At 67.2% G+C, this 18,063-nt stretch carries 18 protein-coding genes; 15 read left to right on the top strand and 3 right to left on the bottom strand.

Features of this window, described 5'->3' with window-relative positions; translation table 11 throughout:
• Positions 1–8 precede the first annotated feature (8 nt).
• Positions 9–1,148, bottom strand: coding sequence for a DegT/DnrJ/EryC1/StrS family aminotransferase (locus ACAV_RS21330; RefSeq protein WP_013596652.1), 1,140 nt, complete (start codon positions 1,146–1,148; stop codon positions 9–11).
• A gap of 210 nt (positions 1,149–1,358) precedes the next feature.
• Positions 1,359–2,837 (bottom strand): flagellin N-terminal helical domain-containing protein, encoded by a 1,479-nt coding sequence (locus ACAV_RS21325; RefSeq protein ID WP_013596651.1) that lies wholly within the window; start codon positions 2,835–2,837, stop codon positions 1,359–1,361.
• Positions 2,838–3,172: 335 nt separating this feature from the next.
• Here ACAV_RS21325 and ACAV_RS21320 point away from each other — a divergent pair, with 335 nt between their 5' ends.
• The 4 genes from ACAV_RS21320 to ACAV_RS21305 all read left to right on the top strand — a co-directional run bounded on the left by ACAV_RS21320 (position 3,173) and on the right by ACAV_RS21305 (position 7,112).
• Positions 3,173–4,651, top strand: a complete 1,479-nt coding sequence (locus ACAV_RS21320; RefSeq protein WP_013596650.1) for a flagellin N-terminal helical domain-containing protein — start codon at positions 3,173–3,175, stop codon at positions 4,649–4,651.
• Positions 4,652–4,860: 209 nt separating this feature from the next.
• The gene (fliD, locus tag ACAV_RS21315) at positions 4,861–6,297 is read left to right on the top strand and encodes a flagellar filament capping protein FliD (protein WP_013596649.1); all 1,437 of its coding nucleotides are present in this window, start codon (positions 4,861–4,863) and stop codon (positions 6,295–6,297) included.
• 65 nt (positions 6,298–6,362) lie between these two features.
• Positions 6,363–6,809: a flagellar export chaperone FliS gene (gene fliS / locus ACAV_RS21310; RefSeq protein WP_013596648.1), complete on the top strand. Its 447-nt coding sequence runs from the start codon at positions 6,363–6,365 to the stop codon at positions 6,807–6,809.
• 3 nt (positions 6,810–6,812) lie between these two features.
• Positions 6,813–7,112 carry a flagellar protein FliT gene (locus ACAV_RS21305; RefSeq protein ID WP_013596647.1) on the top strand — a complete coding sequence of 100 codons (300 nt, stop codon included), beginning with the start codon at positions 6,813–6,815 and terminating at the stop codon, positions 7,110–7,112.
• Between the two features lie 183 nt (positions 7,113–7,295).
• Here the strand turns inward: ACAV_RS21305 and fliE are convergent, their stop codons facing one another.
• Positions 7,296–7,613 carry a flagellar hook-basal body complex protein FliE gene (gene fliE / locus ACAV_RS21300; protein WP_013596646.1) on the bottom strand — a complete coding sequence of 106 codons (318 nt, stop codon included), beginning with the start codon at positions 7,611–7,613 and terminating at the stop codon, positions 7,296–7,298.
• A gap of 177 nt (positions 7,614–7,790) precedes the next feature.
• Here fliE and fliF point away from each other — a divergent pair, with 177 nt between their 5' ends.
• The 11 genes from fliF to fliP all read left to right on the top strand — a co-directional run bounded on the left by fliF (position 7,791) and on the right by fliP (position 18,056).
• Entirely contained in the window at positions 7,791–9,497 is a 1,707-nt protein-coding gene (gene fliF / locus ACAV_RS21295; protein ID WP_013596645.1) for a flagellar basal-body MS-ring/collar protein FliF, read from the top strand.
• 78 nt (positions 9,498–9,575) lie between these two features.
• The gene (gene fliG / locus ACAV_RS21290; RefSeq protein ID WP_013596644.1) at positions 9,576–10,571 is read left to right on the top strand and encodes a flagellar motor switch protein FliG; all 996 of its coding nucleotides are present in this window, start codon (positions 9,576–9,578) and stop codon (positions 10,569–10,571) included.
• On the top strand, positions 10,555–11,289 hold the full coding sequence (locus ACAV_RS21285) for a FliH/SctL family protein (RefSeq protein ID WP_013596643.1): 735 nt from the start codon (positions 10,555–10,557) through the stop codon (positions 11,287–11,289). The genes fliG and ACAV_RS21285 overlap by 17 nt, the downstream gene beginning before the upstream one ends.
• Positions 11,282–12,706 (top strand): flagellar protein export ATPase FliI, encoded by a 1,425-nt coding sequence (fliI, locus tag ACAV_RS21280; protein WP_013596642.1) that lies wholly within the window; start codon positions 11,282–11,284, stop codon positions 12,704–12,706. Before ACAV_RS21285 ends, fliI begins: the two co-directional genes overlap by 8 nt.
• 19 nt (positions 12,707–12,725) lie before the next feature.
• Entirely contained in the window at positions 12,726–13,208 is a 483-nt protein-coding gene (fliJ, locus tag ACAV_RS21275) for a flagellar export protein FliJ (protein ID WP_013596641.1), read from the top strand.
• Positions 13,205–14,635 carry a flagellar hook-length control protein FliK gene (locus ACAV_RS21270; RefSeq protein ID WP_013596640.1) on the top strand — a complete coding sequence of 477 codons (1,431 nt, stop codon included), beginning with the start codon at positions 13,205–13,207 and terminating at the stop codon, positions 14,633–14,635. Before fliJ ends, ACAV_RS21270 begins: the two co-directional genes overlap by 4 nt.
• A gap of 205 nt (positions 14,636–14,840) precedes the next feature.
• The gene (locus ACAV_RS21265) at positions 14,841–15,428 is read left to right on the top strand and encodes a flagellar basal body-associated FliL family protein (RefSeq protein ID WP_013596639.1); all 588 of its coding nucleotides are present in this window, start codon (positions 14,841–14,843) and stop codon (positions 15,426–15,428) included.
• A gap of 18 nt (positions 15,429–15,446) precedes the next feature.
• Complete coding sequence (fliM, locus tag ACAV_RS21260; RefSeq protein WP_013596638.1) at positions 15,447–16,451, top strand: flagellar motor switch protein FliM; 1,005 nt, start codon at positions 15,447–15,449, stop codon at positions 16,449–16,451.
• Positions 16,441–16,887: a flagellar motor switch protein FliN gene (gene fliN / locus ACAV_RS21255; RefSeq protein WP_013596637.1), complete on the top strand. Its 447-nt coding sequence runs from the start codon at positions 16,441–16,443 to the stop codon at positions 16,885–16,887. The genes fliM and fliN overlap by 11 nt, the downstream gene beginning before the upstream one ends.
• Before the next feature lie 19 nt (positions 16,888–16,906).
• The gene (locus ACAV_RS21250) at positions 16,907–17,272 is read left to right on the top strand and encodes a FliO/MopB family protein (RefSeq protein ID WP_013596636.1); all 366 of its coding nucleotides are present in this window, start codon (positions 16,907–16,909) and stop codon (positions 17,270–17,272) included.
• A gap of 4 nt (positions 17,273–17,276) precedes the next feature.
• Positions 17,277–18,056 carry a flagellar type III secretion system pore protein FliP gene (gene fliP, locus ACAV_RS21245; RefSeq protein ID WP_013596635.1) on the top strand — a complete coding sequence of 260 codons (780 nt, stop codon included), beginning with the start codon at positions 17,277–17,279 and terminating at the stop codon, positions 18,054–18,056.
• Positions 18,057–18,063 lie beyond the last annotated feature (7 nt).

Below are 18,063 nucleotides of genomic sequence, written 5' to 3'. Positions count from 1 at the left end.
ATCCTGGCTTACGCTGCAGCTGCGCCGATGCCGATATCTCGGATCAGGGCGGCAATCATCTCCACTGTGCCGTCTGCAAGGGCGGGGTACATCGGCAGGCAGAGGATGGATGCCGAAGCGCGGTGGGCATTCGGCAGGTTCTGGGCATTGGCGGACGGAAGTGCCTTGTACATCGGGAAGCTGCTGATGGGCGGGTGGAAGTATCTCCGGCCATGGATGCCATGGAGCTTCAGGTGCTCGTAGAGCGCATCGCGCGAAATGGGATAGTCCTCGCCGACCAGTATGGGGAAATATGCGTGGTTGTGCCGGTACGCGTCGCTCTGGATGAATGCAACGCCGTCGATCCCGGCCAGCAGCCGACGGTACCGGGCGTGGATATCGGCCCTGCGCGCGATCACCTTGTCGATATGCTGCAACTGCAGCAGGCCGAAGGCGGCATTGACCTCGCTCATCTTGCCGTTGATGCCTGGCGCCACCACGGTCACTTCATCGACGAATCCGAAGTTCTTGAGGTGGTCGATGCGCCGCTTGGTCTTCGCGTCGGGGCTGACGATGGCGCCCCCTTCGAATGTGTTGAACACCTTTGTGGCGTGGAAGCTGAGCACGGACAGGTCGCCATGCCGCAATATGCTGCCCTCCGCATCGCGCACGCCAAACGCATGGGCCGCGTCGTAGATCACCTTCAACCCGTAGTTGTCGGCAATATTCTGGATGGCGGCAACATCGCAGGGGTGGCCGTAGCAATGCACGGGCAGGATCGCAGTGGTCTGGGGCGTGATCGCTGCCTCGATCTTCGCTGGATCGAGGTTCAATGTCTGCGGATCGATGTCCACGAAAACGGGTTTGATGCCGTTCCAGAGAAGCGAATGGGCGGTGGCTACGAAACTGTAGGGAGTCGTGATGACTTCCCCGGTGATACGAAGGGCTTGCAGGGCGGTGACCAGTGCAATCGTTCCGTTCGCGAAGAGGGAGATGTGCTGCAGTCCCAGGTATTCCTGCAGCTTGAGTTCAAGTTCCTGGTGGCAGGGGCCGTTGTTGGTCAGGATCTTCCTGTCCCATATGCCTTTCAGGTAGGGAAGAAATTCCTCCAGGGGCGGAAGGTACGGCTGCGTGACGTAAACCGGTGTTTCTTGCTGCCGTTCTGACATGGGAAGTCCCTAGAAGTTTTCACATGGGCGTATTGTGCGCAAGCGTGGCAGTTGCCAGGTGCGCCGCAGTGCTGCCGGATGACCCCAGGACAACTTCCCGACGAATTGCGGCCAGAACGATCCTCCTGCTGCAAACAGGAAAACCCACCCACAGGGGACGGCGGTGATAACCGCGCGTCGGCCGGCGGGGCCTGTGGCCGGCTTGATGGCTTATTTCAACAGGGACAGCACGCCCTGGGGCAGCTGGTTGGCCTGTGCCACCATCGCCGTGCCGGCCTGCTGCAGGATCTGGGCGCGCGACAGGTTGGCGGTTTCCGAGGCGAAGTCCGCGTCCTGGATACGGCTGCGCGAGGCGGACATGTTCTCGGACGACGTGTTCAGGTTGGCGATCGCGGTCTCGAACCGTGACTGCAAGGCACCGAAGCTTGCACGCTGGCCATTCACCGCGGAGAGCGCGGCATCGATGATCTTCAGTGCGCGCGTGGAGCCGTCCACCGTGGATACGTCGATGGTGCTCACGGATTTCATGCTGGAGGTGGTGGCCGTGGTGGTCGTCATGGTGTCGCCCGTGCCGCTCACCGTGTAGCCCTTGTCGGAGTTGTATTCCACCGTGCCGCGCGAGGCCACGGTGGTGCCGGTGCCGGCCGCCGTGGCGGTGGTGAACGTCAGGTCGCCTGTGGACAGCGTCTGGGTGGCGTCCTGCGAAGCCAGCGTGATGCCCGCGGCGCTTCCTGCGCCATTGGCGATGTTGATGTCCTTGCCCGATTCGTTGGTCAGGATCAGGCCGGTGTTGTCGCTGTTGAGCTTGGCGGTGATGCCCGTTTGCGAAGACACGTCGTTGAAGGCCTTCACGGCTTCGGCCAGGCCCGCAGCGGAACTGTTGGCGGTGACGTTGAACGTCACGTTGGCCGCGGTAGTGTTCTCGCCCTTGACCGCCAGCGAGAAAGAGCCGTTGCCGGAGAACTTCAGTTCGGAGACGTTGCGGGCCGAGGCCGTCACACCGGTGGAATCGGCCACGGCGTTGACGGCCGAGGCGATGTCGGCGGCCGTGCCGGAGGCGGCGACGTTGACGGTCTTGGTCTGCAGGCCGGCGATCACCACCGTGCCGGCGGCGGCGCCTGCCGAACCGGCCGAGGCGCCGGTGGTGGCTGCGCCGGAGGCCGAAGCCGTCAACTGCGCGCCGTAGTTCATGGTACGGAAGTTGCCCGTGGTGGCCGTGATGGTCTGGTTGGCGTTGGCGCCGACCTGGAAGGTGGCCGAGCCGAAGGAGCCGTCCAGCAGCTTCTGGCCGTTGAATTCTGTGGTGCCGGCGATACGGTCGAGTTCGGACAGCAACTGGCCGACTTCCGCCTGGATGGCCTTGCGGTCGCCGGCCGAATTGGTGGCGTTGGCCGATTGCACCGACAGTTCCCGCACCCGCTGCAGGATGTTCCCCGCGCCCGCCAGCGCACTTTCCGCCACCTGGGACAGCGAAATGCCGTCGTTGGCGTTCCGCGCCGCCTGGTTCATCCCCCGGATCTGCGAGGTGAAGCGCTCGGAGATCGCCAGGCCGGCGGCATCGTCCTTGGCGCTGTTGATGCGCAGGCCCGAGGACAGGCGCTGGATGGAGGTGTTGAGCGACGACTGGCTCAGGCTCAGGTTCCGCTGGGCGGTGAGCGAGCTGATGTTGGTGTTGATGGTGGACGCCATGGCGGAACTCCTGCGAGGCTGGGAACAAACATTACTGCCGGCTCAAGCGCTACCCCTCCGGCGGACTTTGTGGGAACGATGGAGGGATTGTTGGGGAGCCCGCCCCGGGGCATTGGGGGGATAAGACACACAAAAACCGCTCAATCCATGTGTTCGTGCCTAAAGTTTTCTGCCGGACACCCGAAAACATCTCCAACGGGACGTATGAGCAGCACTCGAGTCGGCCCGCCGTTCAACAGATGGCCCGCAAGGATCTGTGAACTCTGTGGCCAGGCGGTTCCGGGCCCAGTTGGCGGCAACGCCATATCCAGTCAGTTCTTTTCAGGAGATTTGCAATGGCATCCACCATCAACACCAACGTCAGCTCGCTTACCGCCCAGCGCAACCTGAGCCTGAGCCAGTCGTCGCTCAACACTTCCATCCAGCGCCTGTCCTCGGGCCTGCGCATCAACAGCGCCAAGGACGATGCCGCCGGCCTGGCGATCTCCGAGCGCTTCACCTCGCAGATCCGCGGCCTGAACCAGGCCGTGCGCAACGCCAATGACGGCATTTCGCTGGCGCAGACGGCGGAAGGCGCCCTGAAGTCCACTGGCGACATCCTGCAGCGGGTGCGTGAACTGGCCGTGCAGTCGGCCAACGCCACCAACTCCTCCGGTGACCGCAAGGCCATCCAGGCCGAAGTCGGCCAGCTGCTGTCGGAAATGGACCGCATTGCCGGCAATACCGAATTCAACGGCCAGAAGCTGCTGGACGGCTCCTTCGGCTCGGCCACCTTCCAGGTCGGCGCCAACGCCAACCAGACCATCACGGCCACCACGGGCAACTTCCGTACCAACAACTATGGTGCCCAGCTGACGGCCTCGGCCTCCGGCGCGGCCACCTCCGGCGCCTCGGCCGGCTCGGCAGGCGCCGCCGCCGGCACGGTGGTGATCGCCGGCCTGCAGACCAAGACCGTCAACGTCGCCGCCTCCGGCACGGCCGCCGACATCGCCTCGGCCGTCAATGCCGTGGCCGATTCCACCGGCGTGACGGCCTCGGCCCGCAACGTCTCGGAAATGAAGTTCTCCGGCACCGGCTCCTTCACCCTGGCCGTCAAGGGCGACAACTCCACCGCGGCCAACGTGACGTTCAACGTCTCGGCCACCAGCACGGCCGCCGGGCTGGCCGAAGCCGTGAAGGCCTTCAACGACGTGTCCTCGCAGACCGGCGTCACCGCCAAGCTCAACAGCGACTCCTCCGGCCTGATCCTGACCAACGAATCGGGCAATGACATCAACATCGCCAACGGCTCCAGCAGCGCCGCGGGCATCACGCTGGCATCGCAGGATGCCGCGACGACGCAGTCTTCGGGCACGCTGACGTTCACCACCGCCACTGCGGCGGGCACCGGTGCCACCGTGGCCTCGCGCGGCACGGTGGAATACAAGTCCGACAAGGGCTACACGGTGAGCGGCACGGGCGGCACCATGACGACCACCGCGGCCACCAGCTCCACGCTGACCAAGGTGAGCGACATCGACGTGTCCACCGTGGACGGATCGACCAAGGCCTTGAAGATCATCGACGCCGCACTCTCGGCCGTCAACGGCCAGCGAGCGAGCTTCGGTGCACTCCAGTCCCGGTTCGAGACGACGGTGAACAACCTGCAAAGTACGTCCGAGAACATGTCCGCTTCGCGCAGCCGCATCCAGGACGCCGACTTCGCTGCCGAAACCGCCAACCTGTCGCGCTCGCAGATCCTGCAGCAGGCCGGCACGGCGATGGTGGCACAGGCCAACCAGCTGCCCCAGGGCGTGCTGTCCCTGCTGCGTTGATTGCGCAGGGCTGAAGGCGGGGCCAGGCGGCCCCGCTGCATTCGGGCGGCAGCGATTTCGGTCGCTGCCGCTTTGCCGCTGGTGGCGCGAGCGGGCTGCAAGCGGTGGATTAGGTAGGTTATCCTGTGCTTATCGGCGCGATGCAGCGTCACCGGGACGGGATAATTCCGTCGATACAACGCATCGCATCGACTGAACGGAGGTGATATATGCCGAGCTTTTCTTCGTTGGGCATCGGCCTGGGTGGGAACGTCAATGTCAATGACCTCATCAAGGTTGCCGTGGATGCCGTCAAGCTTCCCATCACCCGGACCAACGGCCTGACGCAGCAGGCGGCCGTGACCAATGCGAAGGTATCCGCCTTCGGCCAGCTCAAGTCGCTGGTGTCCACGCTGTCGGATGCCGCCAGCAAGCTGACCAGCGTCACCGGATGGAACGGCGTGGCTGCCACGTCGTCCAGCACCGATTCCGTGACCGTGACGGCGGTGGGCGGGGCAGCGGCGACGTCGTTCAACGTGCAGGTGCAGAACCTGGCCAAGGCCCAGTCGTCCATTTCCGATGCGTTGACGCCTGCCAAGAGCCCGGTGGGCGCCGGCACGCTCACCCTCACCACGGGCACCTGGAGCGGCAGCCCCAAGAGCTTTGCCGCGGGCCAGGACCCGGCGGTGAACATCGACGTCAGCGCGACCGACACGCTGGAGGATGTGGCCAGCAAGATCAACGGCTCCAAGGCCGGTGTCACCGCGACGGTGCTGACCGATGCCTCGGGGCAGCGCCTGATGCTGCGCAGCAAGACCACCGGAGAGAGCGCGGGCTACCAGCTCGGCGTGACCGACGCGGATGGCAGCAACAGCGATTCCTCCGGCCTTTCCCGGGTGCTCTCCGGCTCGACCGAGTATGCGCAGAATGCCAATGCTACGGTCAATGGCGTGGCCGTGACGTCGGGCACCAACGTCTTTGCGAACGCGGTGGCGGGCGTGACGTTCACGGCGGTCAAGACCATCGCGACAGACGTATCCATCTCGGTGTCCAAGGACAATTCTGCCGTCAAGGCCAACATCCAGGCTTTCATCACGGCCTACAACGCCGTCAACAGCGCGCTGAACGACGCCACGAAGTACGACAAGGACACGAAGACGGCCGGGCTGCTGCAGGGCGATTCGAGTGCGGTGACGCTTCAGAACACCTTGAGAATGACCCTGCAGTCGATCAACCAGTCCGGTGCATTCCGCGCGTTGTCCGACGTGGGGGTGGTTTCCGCCGGGGGGGCCGGCAACCTCTCGCCCGACGGCAGCCTGACCCTGGACTCCGCCAAGTTCGACAAGGCCATGCAGAGCCCCGATGACGTGAAGGCCTTCTTCCGCGGCGCCGACGGCGGCAGCGTCACGGACGGCTTTGCCGGCAAGCTCCAGGCCGTCACCTCCAAGCTGCTGGGTTCCGGTGGCTTCTTCGCCAGCAAGGACCAGTCGTACAAGGATGTGCTCAAGCGCAATGCCGCCGATATCGAGCGCATCACCGACCGTGCCAGCGAGGTGGAAAAAAACCTCACCGCACGCTACACGGCGCTGGACACCAAGATGTCCACCATGAACCAGCTCAACAGCTACATCCAGCAGCAGGTGGTCGGCTGGAATAAAACCCTGTGAAGAGGGGCTTCAGTTTTGTGGCGGAACGCCGATAAATTGAATAACAAATTCCGAGGAGCGCCGCCATGTTCACCGCTTACCAGTCCCGTGCCAATGCCTACCAGCGCATCAATGTTGAAACGAGCATGCACACCATTGACCAGCACCAACTGGTCAGCCTTCTGTATGCAGGGGTGTTGAACTCCATAGCCACGGCGCGTGGTGCATTGGCCCGGGGCGACGTGGCGACCAAGTGCGCAGCCATCTCCAAGGCGGTGCGCATTCTGGAGGAGGGGTTGAGCACGGCCCTCGATCGCGATGAGGGCGGTGTGCTGGCGAGCAACCTGGAGGCGGTGTACGACTACAGCCTGCGTCGCCTGATCCAGGCGAATGCCAAGAACGACGACGCAATGCTGGAAGAAGTCGCGCGCCTGATCGAGCCGATAGCCCAGGGCTGGAACGAGATCAAGAAGGTGGCCGTGGCTGCGGCGGCTGCCAACGACGTGGCCCACCCCGTGGTGGCGGAGGCCTGAGATATGAACGACATGCTGATTGACTACTACAAGGCCATCGAAGACAGCAGCGCGCGGATGCTCGAAGCCGCCAAGCTCAAGGACTGGGACGAGGTCGTACGCTGCGAAGGCGCCTGTGCCGTCCTGATCGAGCAGCTGCGCTTCAAGTCCCAGGACCAGCAACTGCTGCCCGAGCACCGCCGCGAGAAGACGCGCATCATGCAGCGCATCCTGCGCAACGATGCCGAGATCCGCTGCCTGGCCGAACCCTGGCTCGCCCAGTTCGAGCACCTGTTCGAACGCCAGCCGATGATCATGCACTGACCACCTGTGTGCCCGCCATGCCGCGGGCCACGCGTGTCGCCTTCCTGCGGCGCCGGATGCACGAATGCCTCGCTCCTGTACTGGGAGCGGGGCATTTTCTTTAGGGGGATGTAACGACGAAAGGGCCCCTTGGCAGGGGCCCCTTGACCGGCAGACCGCGCCCGGTGGCGTTGGAACCGGAGGTCAGACCTGCATGTTCATGATGTCCGTGTAGGCCTGCACCATCCGGTTGCGCACGTGCAGGGTCGCCTGGAAGCCCACCTGGGCCTTCTGGATGGCGATCATGGTTTCTTCCAGGCTCACGGCCGGGTTCTCCATCTGCACTTCCTGCTGCAGGCCGCTGGCCCGGTTCTGGGCGGCGCTGACGGACTGGAGTGCGCCCTTGAGCGCCGTGGAGAAGCCGACTTCCTGGCCGGCTGCGGCTTCCGGCGCGGCCGTGGCACGGCGCGCCAGGCCGGCGCCCGTCAGGGGAGCGGTGGAGCTGGAGATGCGGAGGTCCATGGCGGGCGGAGGAAAGGGTTGCGGGGGATGGTGCAATCCTAGGGCCCGGCGCCCGGCGCATCCTGGGGAATAGCTGGGAAAACGGGCGCCTTATCCGGCTGCCGGGGTCAAGGCCGGCAGCCAATAATCGCGGCACGCCAGATCCCGTGTGCCGTGGCGGTCCCCTTGGAAAGCACCATGTCCGCAGTCGCCGAAATCCCCGTCGCTCCCCCTGCCAGTACCAGCGCGCCGTCCGTGCTCCAGCGCTTCTCCGCGCTGGACCGCTCCAAGCGTCTGCGTTTTGGCGCGGGCATCGCGCTGCTGGTGGCCGCGGTGGTTGCCGCGGTGGTGCTCAATCGCCAGCCGGACTACAAGGTGCTGTTCTCCAACCTGAGCGACAAGGACGGCGGCGCCATCGTGGCCCAGCTGTCCACCATGAACGTTCCCTACAAGTACTCGGAGGGAGGCGGCGCCATCCTGGTGCCGGCCGAACGCGTGCACGACGTGCGCCTGCGCCTTGCCACCCAGGGCCTGCCCAAGGGGTCGGTGACCGGTTTCGAACTCATGGAAACCAACCGCTTCGGGGTGACGCAGTTCCAGGAGCGGCTGAACTTCCAGCGCGGGCTCGAGGGTGAGCTGACGCGCTCCATCCAGGCGCTGTCGTCCGTGCAGAGCGCCCGCGTCCACCTGGCGCTGCCCAACCAGAACGGCTTTTTCCGCGAACAGCAGAAGCCTTCCGCTTCCGTGCTGCTGAGCCTCTATCCCGGCCGCTTCCTCGACCGCACCCAGCTGGCCGGCATCGTGCACCTGGTGGCTTCCAGCGTGCCCGAGATGTCGCCTTCCGCCGTCAGCGTGCTCGACGATACCGGCAAGCTGCTCTCGCAGTCGCCCGACACGGCCGCCGGCAGCGGCAGCGCCATCGATGCCCAGCAGTTGTCCTACGTGCAGCAGATCGAGCAACAGTACACCCGCCGCATCCTGGACATCCTGGAGCCGGTGGTCGGCAAGAACAACGTCAAGGCCCAGGTGACGGCCGAGGTGGATTTCTCGCAATCGGAGCAGACGTCCGAGCAGCACCGGCCCAACCAGACGCCCGACAGCAGCGCCGTGCGCAGCCAGCAGGTGGTGGAAAGCTCGGGCGGCACCCAGGGCAACCAGCCCCCGGCCGGCGTGCCGGGCGCCGCCAGCAACCAGCCGCCCCAGCCGTCCACCGCCCCCATCAACGGCGCCAACCCCGCGCCCACGGCGGGCAACGGCCAGCAGGGCCAGGCCGCCGGGTCCAAGCGTGAATCCATCACCAACTACGAGGTGGACAAGACGGTGCGCGTCACCCGTGCCGGCAGCGGCGCGATCAAGCGCGTCAGCGCCGCCGTCGTCGTGAACTACCAGGCCATCGCGGAAGCGGCGGGCAAGGCGCCGCAGGCCAAGGCCTTCACGCCCGAGCAGATCGAGCAGATGACGGCCCTGGTGCGCGAAACCATCGGGTACAACAAGGACCGCGGCGACTCGGTCAACATCATGAACACCCAGTTCCTGGTGGACAACACGCCGGCGGTCGAGCTGCCGCTCTGGAAGCAGCCCGAAATGATCGAACTGGTCAGGAGCCTGGGCTGGCCGGTGGGCATGTCGCTCTTCGCCGCGCTCATCCTCCTGGGGCTGGTGCGGCCGGCGATCAAGGGCATGAACCAGCCGCCGGCGCCTGCTGCTGCGGTGGCCTCGGGCCGCCAGGTGGACGCGATCGAGGCCGACGAGCCCGAGCGTCCGGCCCTGGCCGCGCCCACCAAGCCGGAAGACCTGATCCAGACCCCCGAGCAGATGCGCCTGGAGGAGGCGCGCGTCCTGGCCAAGGAAAATCCCATGGCCGTCGCCAACATTCTCAAGGTGTGGGTAAACGGCGAGTCTTGAAACGCGGCCCCCATCCGTCGATGATGGCGCCGATGAGCACTCCCACCCACCCCTTTCCCTACGCACCGGTGACTTTCCATGGATGAGCAAGGCCTGAACGACGCGGCGATCCTGCTGATGTCCCTCGGCGAGGAGGAAGCCGCCGAGGTGTTCAAGCACCTGTCCCCCAAGGAGGTGCAGAAGCTCGGCGAGACCATCGCCCGCATGCGATCCGTCTCCAAGGACAAGGTGGACGGCGTCATCAACCGCTTTTCCAACGACGCCGCCGCGCAGAGCCTGCTCGTGTCCGACACCAGCAACTATGTGCGCGCCGTGCTCAAGCGCGCACTGGGCGACGACAAGGCCGCGCTGCTGATCGACCGGATCCTGCAGGGCGGCGACGTCTCGGGCATCGAGAGCCTCAAGTGGATGGATCCGCTCTCCGTGGCGGAACTGCTGCGCAACGAGCATCCGCAGATCGTCGCGGCCATCCTGGTGCACCTGGATCCCGAACAGTCCGCAGCGGTGCTCATGCAGCTGTCGGACCGCCAGCGCGGCGAGGTGCTGCTGCGCGTGGCCACGCTCGAGGGCATCCAGCCCACGGCGCTCAAGGACCTCAACGAAGTGCTCTTCAAGGTGCTCGCCGGCGGCGACAAGATCCGCAAGAGCTCCCTGGGCGGCGTCAAGGCGGCCGCGGAAATCATCAACCTGCTGGGCTCCAACATGGACACGGTGGTGCTGGAGTCGATCCGCGGCTACGACCCCGACCTGGCCCAGAAGATCATGGACAAGATGTTCGTCTTCGACGACGTCAACAAGCTGGACGACCGCGCCATCCAGACCGTGCTGCGCGAAGTGGCCTCGGAGACCCTGGTGGTCGCGCTCAAGGGCGCCCAGCCGGAACTGCGCGAGAAATTCCTCTCCAACATGTCCTCGCGCGCCGCGGAAGCCATGCGCGAAGACCTGGAGTCGCGGGGGCCCATGCGGCTGTCGGAGGTCGAGGCGCAGCAGAAGGAAATCCTCAAGACCGTGCGTCGGCTGTCCGACGAAGGCCAGATCGTGATCGGAGGCGGCGGCGATGACGCATTCGTATAGTCCCCGCGGCGCCTACACGCGCTTCATCCCGAGCGAGGAAATCGCCGATGTGACGCAATGGCATTTCGGCGCGGTGGATGGCTCCGACCTGCTTGCGCCGGTGGAGGCGGAGCCGGAGGCGGCCGAACTGCCGCCTCCGGGCATCGACGAGGCCACCCACCAGGCCGCGGTCGAGGCCGCGCGCGAGGAAGCCTTCGCGCAGGGCAAGGCCCAGGGCGAGGAGGAAACCGCCCTGGCGTGGCAGCAGCGCATGGACGACTACATCGGCGGACAGGGCCGGGAGACGGCCGCGCGGCTGGAGCGGCTGGTGCTTGCGGCCGACGCCGGGCTGACCGATCTGCAGCAGCGCATGGCGCAGGAGATACTGGAGCTGGCCTGCGACATCGCCCGCCAGGTCGTGCGGCAGGAGCTGTCCAGCGGGCCGCAGGCCCTGCTGCCCGTGTTGCGCGAGGCGCTGGGCATGCTGGTGGCCGAGGGGCGGCCGGCCACGGTGCGCATCCATCCGGCCGACTGGTCGTTCCTGGAGCAGCCGCTCACCACGGAGTACGCCGGGGCGAAGATCCAGTGGGTGCCGGATGCCTCCGTGGGCGAGGGCGACTGCCTGGTCGAATCCGCCGGCACGGTGGTGGACGGCTCGCTCGACAGGCGCTGGCGCCGCGCCATCGCGGCCCTGGGGCTGTCGTCGGCCTGGAAGATCGAGGAGCCGGGCCATGGCTGACAGCGCCACCGTGCCCGATCCGCAAGTGCAGGATTCGCCCTGGGATGCGTTCCTGTCCGGTGCGCGCGAGCGGCTGGCCGAGGGCACGGCGCTCGAAACCCGCGGAACCCTGACGCGCCTGACCGGGCTCGTCCTGGAGGCCGCGGGCATCCGTGTCCCCGTGGGATCGCAATGCCTGGTGCAGATGCCCGGCCACGAGGCCGTGCTGGCGGAAGTCGTCGGCTTCTCGGGCGACCGGGCCTTCCTCATGCCTGCGGGCGACATCCACGGCCTGTCCAGCGGCGCGAGCGTGGTGCCGGCCGCACCCTATGTCCCCGTGCCCCGACTGGGCGATTCCACGCGCCCGTCGACGGCCGCGGGCATCCTGCGCCTGCCCATGGGCGACGGCCTGCTGGGCCGCGTCGTGGACTCGCAGGGCCTGCCGCTCGACCATGGCGGGCCGGTGCAGGATGTTTCCTCCGAGCCCATGGACCGGCGCCAGATCAACGCCATGGACCGCGACCCCGTGCGCGAGATGCTGGATACCGGCGTGCGGGCGATCAATGCACTGCTCTCGGTGGGCCGCGGGCAGCGCCTGGGGCTTTTCGCCGGGTCCGGCGTGGGCAAGAGCGTGCTGCTCGGCATGATGGCCCGCTATACGCAGGCCGACGTCATCGTCGTGGGGCTCATCGGCGAGCGGGGGCGCGAGGTCAAGGAGTTCGTCGAGGACATCCTGGGCGAACAGGACCGCGAGCGCGCCGTGGTGGTTGCCGCGCCGGCCGATGCGCCGCCGCTGCTGCGCATGCAGGGCGCTGCCTACGCGACGGCCATCGCCGAGCACTTCCGGGACAAGGGCAAGCACGTGCTGCTGCTCATGGATTCGCTCACCCGCTATGCCATGGCCCAGCGCGAGATCGCGCTCGCGATCGGCGAGCCACCGGCCACCAAGGGCTATCCGCCGAGCTGCTTCGCCAAGCTGCCGGCGCTGGTCGAGCGCAGCGGCAACGGACTGCACGGCGTGGGCTCCATCACTGCCTTCTATACCGTCCTGTCCGAAGGGGATGACCAGCAGGACCCCATTGCCGACTCGGCCCGGGCCATCCTCGACGGCCACATCGTGCTGTCCCGCGCACTGGCGGAGACCGGGCATTTCCCGGCGATCGACATCGAGCAGTCCGCGTCGCGGGTCATGCACAACGTGGCCTCGCGCGAGCATTTCGACCTCGCGCGCCGGTTCCGTGCCGTGTACTCGCGCTATCAGAAGAGCCGCGACCTGATCCAGGTCGGCGCCTACATGAGCGGCTCCGACCCGGCGCTGGACGAGGCGATCCGCCTGCAGCCGGCAATGGCTGCCTTCCTGCAGCAGGACATGTTCGAGGCCGCGCCCATGCAGGACAGCCTGCATGCGATGGCGGCCGTACTGGGCCCGCAGGCCTGACCGAAGGAGCGGCACCGCCATGGCCTCCCTCAATGCATTCCTGGTCGCCGTCGAGATGGCGGAGCGCCAGCGCGACGCGGCGCGCCAGGCCCTGCAGGACCTCCAGCGCGCCCGGATCGCCTCCGAGGCGCAGCTGCAGCAGCTGCAGGGGTATGCGCACGAGACGGAAGGGCGCTGGGGCATGCGCGCCGACGCCACGGTCAAGCCGGAGGTCATGTACCACCATTACCAGTTCATGGACCGCCTCGGGCACGCCATGGGCGTGCAGAGCAGCGTGATCGGGGAACAGGAGGGCCGCGTGCGTGCCGCGGGCCAGGCCCTGCTGCAGGCCGAACTGCGCGTCGCGGCGCTGCGCAAGGTCGTGGAGCGCCGGCGCCACGACATCGCCCAGGCCGAAGCGCGGCGGGATCAGAAACAGACGGACGAGCGCGCCGCGCTGCGGTTCGGCAAGGCCCCGGGTGCGGGGCAGGGCCCTGGCGGGCCAGAGGAGCTGACGACATGAGCAACGACATCCAGAACCGCACGGCCCGCGCGCCGTCTTCGGCCCACGCAGCGCACGAGTCCCGGGGCGCCAGGGGCGCAGGCAAGACCGGCAACGCAACGGCCGCGGATGCCGGCACCGATGCCACCAGCAGCCAGGGCGGTTTCTCGATGCTGCTGGCATCCCTCGGGGCCGGGCTGGACGGTACCGATGCCGGAGCCGGTGCGCTGCCGGGGGCGGACACGGGCCTGGGCGCCGCCCTGGCCGGTGGCGCGCTGGCTGGCGATGCACTCCCATCCGGCGGTACGGCGGGCAATGCCGCAGGCGCACCGGGCCTGCCCGGCATGGATCCGCTGGCCATGGCGCTGCAAGGCATGGTGCCGGGCGGCACGGCCGGGGCCTGGCCTGCCGCGGCGGGATCGCTGGGCGGCGGGGCGGGGGGCTCCCTGGCGCAGGCGCTCCGGCCTGCGGGCCTGATGGACGCGAGCAGCCTGGTAGGGCAGACGGCGCTCATCGATGGCGCTGCCGATGTTTCCGGGGCCGCCGCCAATGCGGCCGGCAAGGCCTTCGCGGCGTCCCGGGGCGGGATGGCGCGGTCCGGACACGCCGCCATGGGCGGCGCGGCCAATCCTGCTCTCGAGCCGGCTGGCGCGGGTGGCGGCCTGGTCGTTCCGCTCCTGGGGGGCAAGGACGGAGATCTTCCCGGCGCGCATGCCCTGGCCCAGGCCGTGGCTTCTGCGTCCTCCGCATCGGCGGGGGCTACGGCGCAATCGGATCGCCGCGATGCGGGCACCGCCGGCGGACTGCAGGCTGCCGCACGTGGCGGCGAATCCTCCATGGTGACCGCCTCTGCCGTGGGCGGCGCCCTGCAGGACCTGGCCCGGCAGGCAGGCGGGCGGGCGGATGCGGCACCGGCCTCTCCCGGCATGGAGCGGACCGTGGTGCCGGCATCGGATGGAGCGCAGGCGCCGGGTTCCTTTGCCGCGGGTGCAGTCGGGGAAGGGGCGGCCGGTGTGGCGGACCCCTCGCAGATTCCCATGGAAGACCAGATCGCCGAACAGGTGGCTTACTGGGTGCACCAGAAGACCCAGAATGCCGAACTCACGATCGACCGGGACGGCCAGCCGGTCGAGGTATCCGTGTCGCTCACGGGCAACGAAGCCCATGTCGCATTCCGCAGCGACCAGTCCCAGACACGGGACATGCTGGACACCAGCGTGGCCCAGCTGCGTGAACTGCTGCGCGGAGAAGGCCTGGAACTCGCGGGCGTGTCCATCGGGCAGTCCGGCGCGGGCGCGGGGGGCGATGCCTCGGGGCGCCCGTCAGGGCGCGGCGAGGGCGGCGCGCGCATCGGCCGCGTGCAGGCTGCCGGGGGGGGCACGCAAGGCGTTGCAGACACCCCCCGGCCTGCATCCCGTCCGGACCGTGCCCTGGACGTCTTCGCCTGAGCGCGGGCGGGAGTCCGGGGAGGGCTTGCGCAACCACTGGAAAGCGGGCCTTTCCGCCGCTATTCTGGCTATTATCCGCCGCGCCGGTATCCAATAATGGCCCCTAGCGGAAGGTCTGCGCTCGATGGAGTGCGGGAAAGCCTTCCAGGGCACCCGGCCCCGGCCAGTCCCTCTCCACCGAATCCGTTGCGCAAGGAAACCCAACGTGTCTGCCTCCCCCCCTGCCGCAGCCGCCGCCAAGCCGAAAAGCAAGAAGCTGGTCCTCATCATCGCCATCGTCGCGGTGCTGGTGCTGGCTGGCGGTGGCGCAGCCTGGTTCCTCCTCTCCAAGCGCAGCCATGCCGACGAAGACGAAGAGGGCGGCGGCGGCCATGCCAAGGCCGCGCAGGCCGAGCACAAGGAAAAGGTGGCGCCCACCTTCCTGCCTATCGAGAACATGGTGGTGAACCTCGCCGACACCGGCGGCGAGCGGTTCGCCCAGATCGGCATCACGCTGGAGCTGGCGGATGCCAAGACGTCCGACCAGGTCAAACAGTACCTGCCCAGCATCCGCAGCGCGATCCTGATGCTGGTGTCGCAGCGCACCTCCCAGGAGCTCCTCAGCCGCGACGGCAAGGAGAAGCTGGCCGTGGACATCCGCCGCGAGGTATCCAAACCCCTGGGCTACACCGTGCCCAAGCCGCGCAAGCGGCCCGCCAGCGACGAGGAAGACGACGGCGAAGAGGCTCCGCGCCCGAAGGCCGACAACAATCCCGTGCGACAGGTGCTTTTCTCCAGTTTCATCATCCAGTGAGCCGGCAGGAGATTTCCCATGAGCGAATCATTCCTTTCCCAGGAAGAAGTCGATGCCCTCCTGGAAGGCGTCACGGGTGAAAGCCAGAAGTCCGTCGAAGAGGCTGCGGACACCGGTGCCATCCGCAACTACGACATTTCCAGCCAGGAGCGCATCGTCCGTGGTCGCATGCCGACCATGGAAATCGTCAACGAACGGTTCGCCCGCAACTTCCGCATCGGCCTGTTCAACTTCATCCGCCGCAGCCCGGAAATCTCGGTCGGCACGGTGTCCGTGCAGCGCTACAGCGCCTTCCTGCGTGAACTGGCGGTGCCCACGAACTTCAACATCGTGGCCATCCGCCCCCTGCGCGGCAGCGGCCTGATCGTCTGCGAGCCCTCGCTGGTGTTCGGCATCATCGACACGCTCTACGGCGGCGTCGGCAAATTCCAGACGCGGATCGAAGGGCGCGACTTCTCCCCCACCGAGCAGCGCGTCATCAACCGCCTGGTCGATGTGATCTGCGCCGAATACAAGAAGGCCTGGCACGGCATCTATCCGCTGGAACTGGAGTACCAGCGTTCCGAAATGCAGCCGCAATTCGCGAACATCGCCACCCCGAGCGAGATCGTGGTGTCCACCGCCTTTCAGCTCGAGATCGGCGACCTCTCGGGGGCCATCCATATCTGCATGCCGTACGCGACGCTGGAGCCGATCCGCGACGTGCTCTATTCCTCGACGCAAGGGGATTCGATCGAAGTCGATCGCCGCTGGGTGCGCGTGCTCACCCGCGAGATCCAGGCGGCCGAGGTCACCCTCGTGGCGGAACTGGCCCGCGCGGATGCCACCGTCGAGCAATTGCTCGCCATGAAGCCTGGCGACTTCATCGAACTCGACCGCGAGCCGCGCATCCAGGCGTCGATCGGGGGAGTGCCCATCTTCGAGTGCCAATACGGCACGCACAATTCCAAGTACGCCATCCGCATCGAGGAGTGCCTGCGCAACCCCGATGTGAACTGGCTGGGAGAAAAGAATGTCAACTGAAGGCGACAACAACGACAACGACGGCAAGAGCGCGGCGGACGATCCGTTCGCCGGCTGGGCCGAAGCCCTGGAGGAGCAGAAGAGCTCCGACGAGGCTCCGCCCACGGACCAGGGCGGCCCCCTCGCGGGCGACCCCGTGCGCCCCTTCTCGTCGAGCAACGAGGCGCCGGTCAACGACATCAACATGGTGCTGGACATCCCCGTCCAGCTGTCGGTGGAGCTGGGCCGCACCAAGGTGCCCATCAAGTACATCCTGCAGCTGGCGCAAGGGTCCGTCGTCGAGCTCGATGCCCTGGCCGGTGAGCCCATGGACGTGCTGGTCAACGGCTACCTGATCGCCCAGGGCGAGGTCGTGGTGGTCAACGACAAGTTCGGCATCCGGTTGACCGACGTGGTCACGCCTTCGGAGCGGCTGCGCCGCGTGAGCCGTGGATAACGCCGCTCCGGGCGCCGGCATGGCGCAGACCCTGGTCGTCGTCGTCCTGTTCATCGCCGTGGTGGCGCTGCTGCCCTGGCTCATCCGGCGCCTGCAGCAACGCCAGGCCGGTGCTGCGGGTTCCGGCATGGGCGCGGCGGCCAAGGTGCTTTCCGCCGTGCCGGTCGGCCCCCAGCAGCGGGTGGTGACGGTGGAGGTCGGCCCGGAACACCAGCGCGTCTGGCTGGTGCTGGGCGTCACGGCACAGCAGGTCCGGTGCCTGCACGTGATCCATCCCTCGGCCGCGGTGCCGTCGCCCCTGGCCCACGTGCCATCGCCCACGTCCTTTGCTGGCGAGATGGCAGCGGCTACCCGGCGCCAGGATGCGCCCGTTGCGCATGGCTGAGCCCATGCGCTCCGGCGTGAACCGGCCGCGGCATGCCGGCCTGGCCATGGCGGGCGTGCTCGCCTGCGCGGCGCTGGCCCCCGCCTCCGCCTGGGCGCAGGCCGCTGGCGGCGGCAGCCTGCCGGTCCTCATCGGCTCCGGCGCGGGCGGGGCCAGCTATTCGGTGCCCATCCAGACCCTGCTGTTCTTCACGGCACTGTCCTTCCTGCCGGCCCTGCTGCTCATGATGACCGGCTTCACCCGCATCGTCATCGTGTTGTCGCTGATCCGCCAGGCGATCGGCACGCAGTCCGCGCCGCCGAACCAGGTCATCATCGGCCTGTCGCTGTTCCTGACGTTCTTCGTCATGGGCCCCACGTTCGACCGCGTCTATGCGGACGCCTACCTGCCCTACAGCAACAACACGATCACCTTCGAGCAGGCCGTCGAGCGCGCGGAGGCGCCCATGCGCTCCTTCATGCTCAAGCAGACAAGGCAGTCGGATTTCGCCCTGTTCGCCCGGCTCGCGAAGCTGCCGTCCGGGGCCACGGCGGAGACCGCGCCCATGCGCGTGCTGGTGCCCGCCTTTGTCACCAGCGAACTCAAGTCGGCCTTCCAGATCGGGTTCATGATCTTCATCCCGTTCCTGGTCATCGACATGGTGGTCTCCAGCATCCTCATGTCACTGGGCATGATGATGCTGTCGCCGGTGCTGGTGGCGCTGCCGTTCAAGCTGATGCTGTTCGTGCTGGCGGACGGATGGAACCTGCTGCTCGGCTCCCTGGCCGCCAGCTTCGTGACCTGACGCCAAC

Origin of the sequence: Paracidovorax avenae ATCC 19860 (assembly GCF_000176855.2) — a bacterium.
GTDB classification, from domain to species: Bacteria; Pseudomonadota; Gammaproteobacteria; order Burkholderiales; family Burkholderiaceae_C; genus Paracidovorax; species Paracidovorax avenae.
This window is presented reverse-complemented; position numbering and strand designations above follow the sequence as displayed.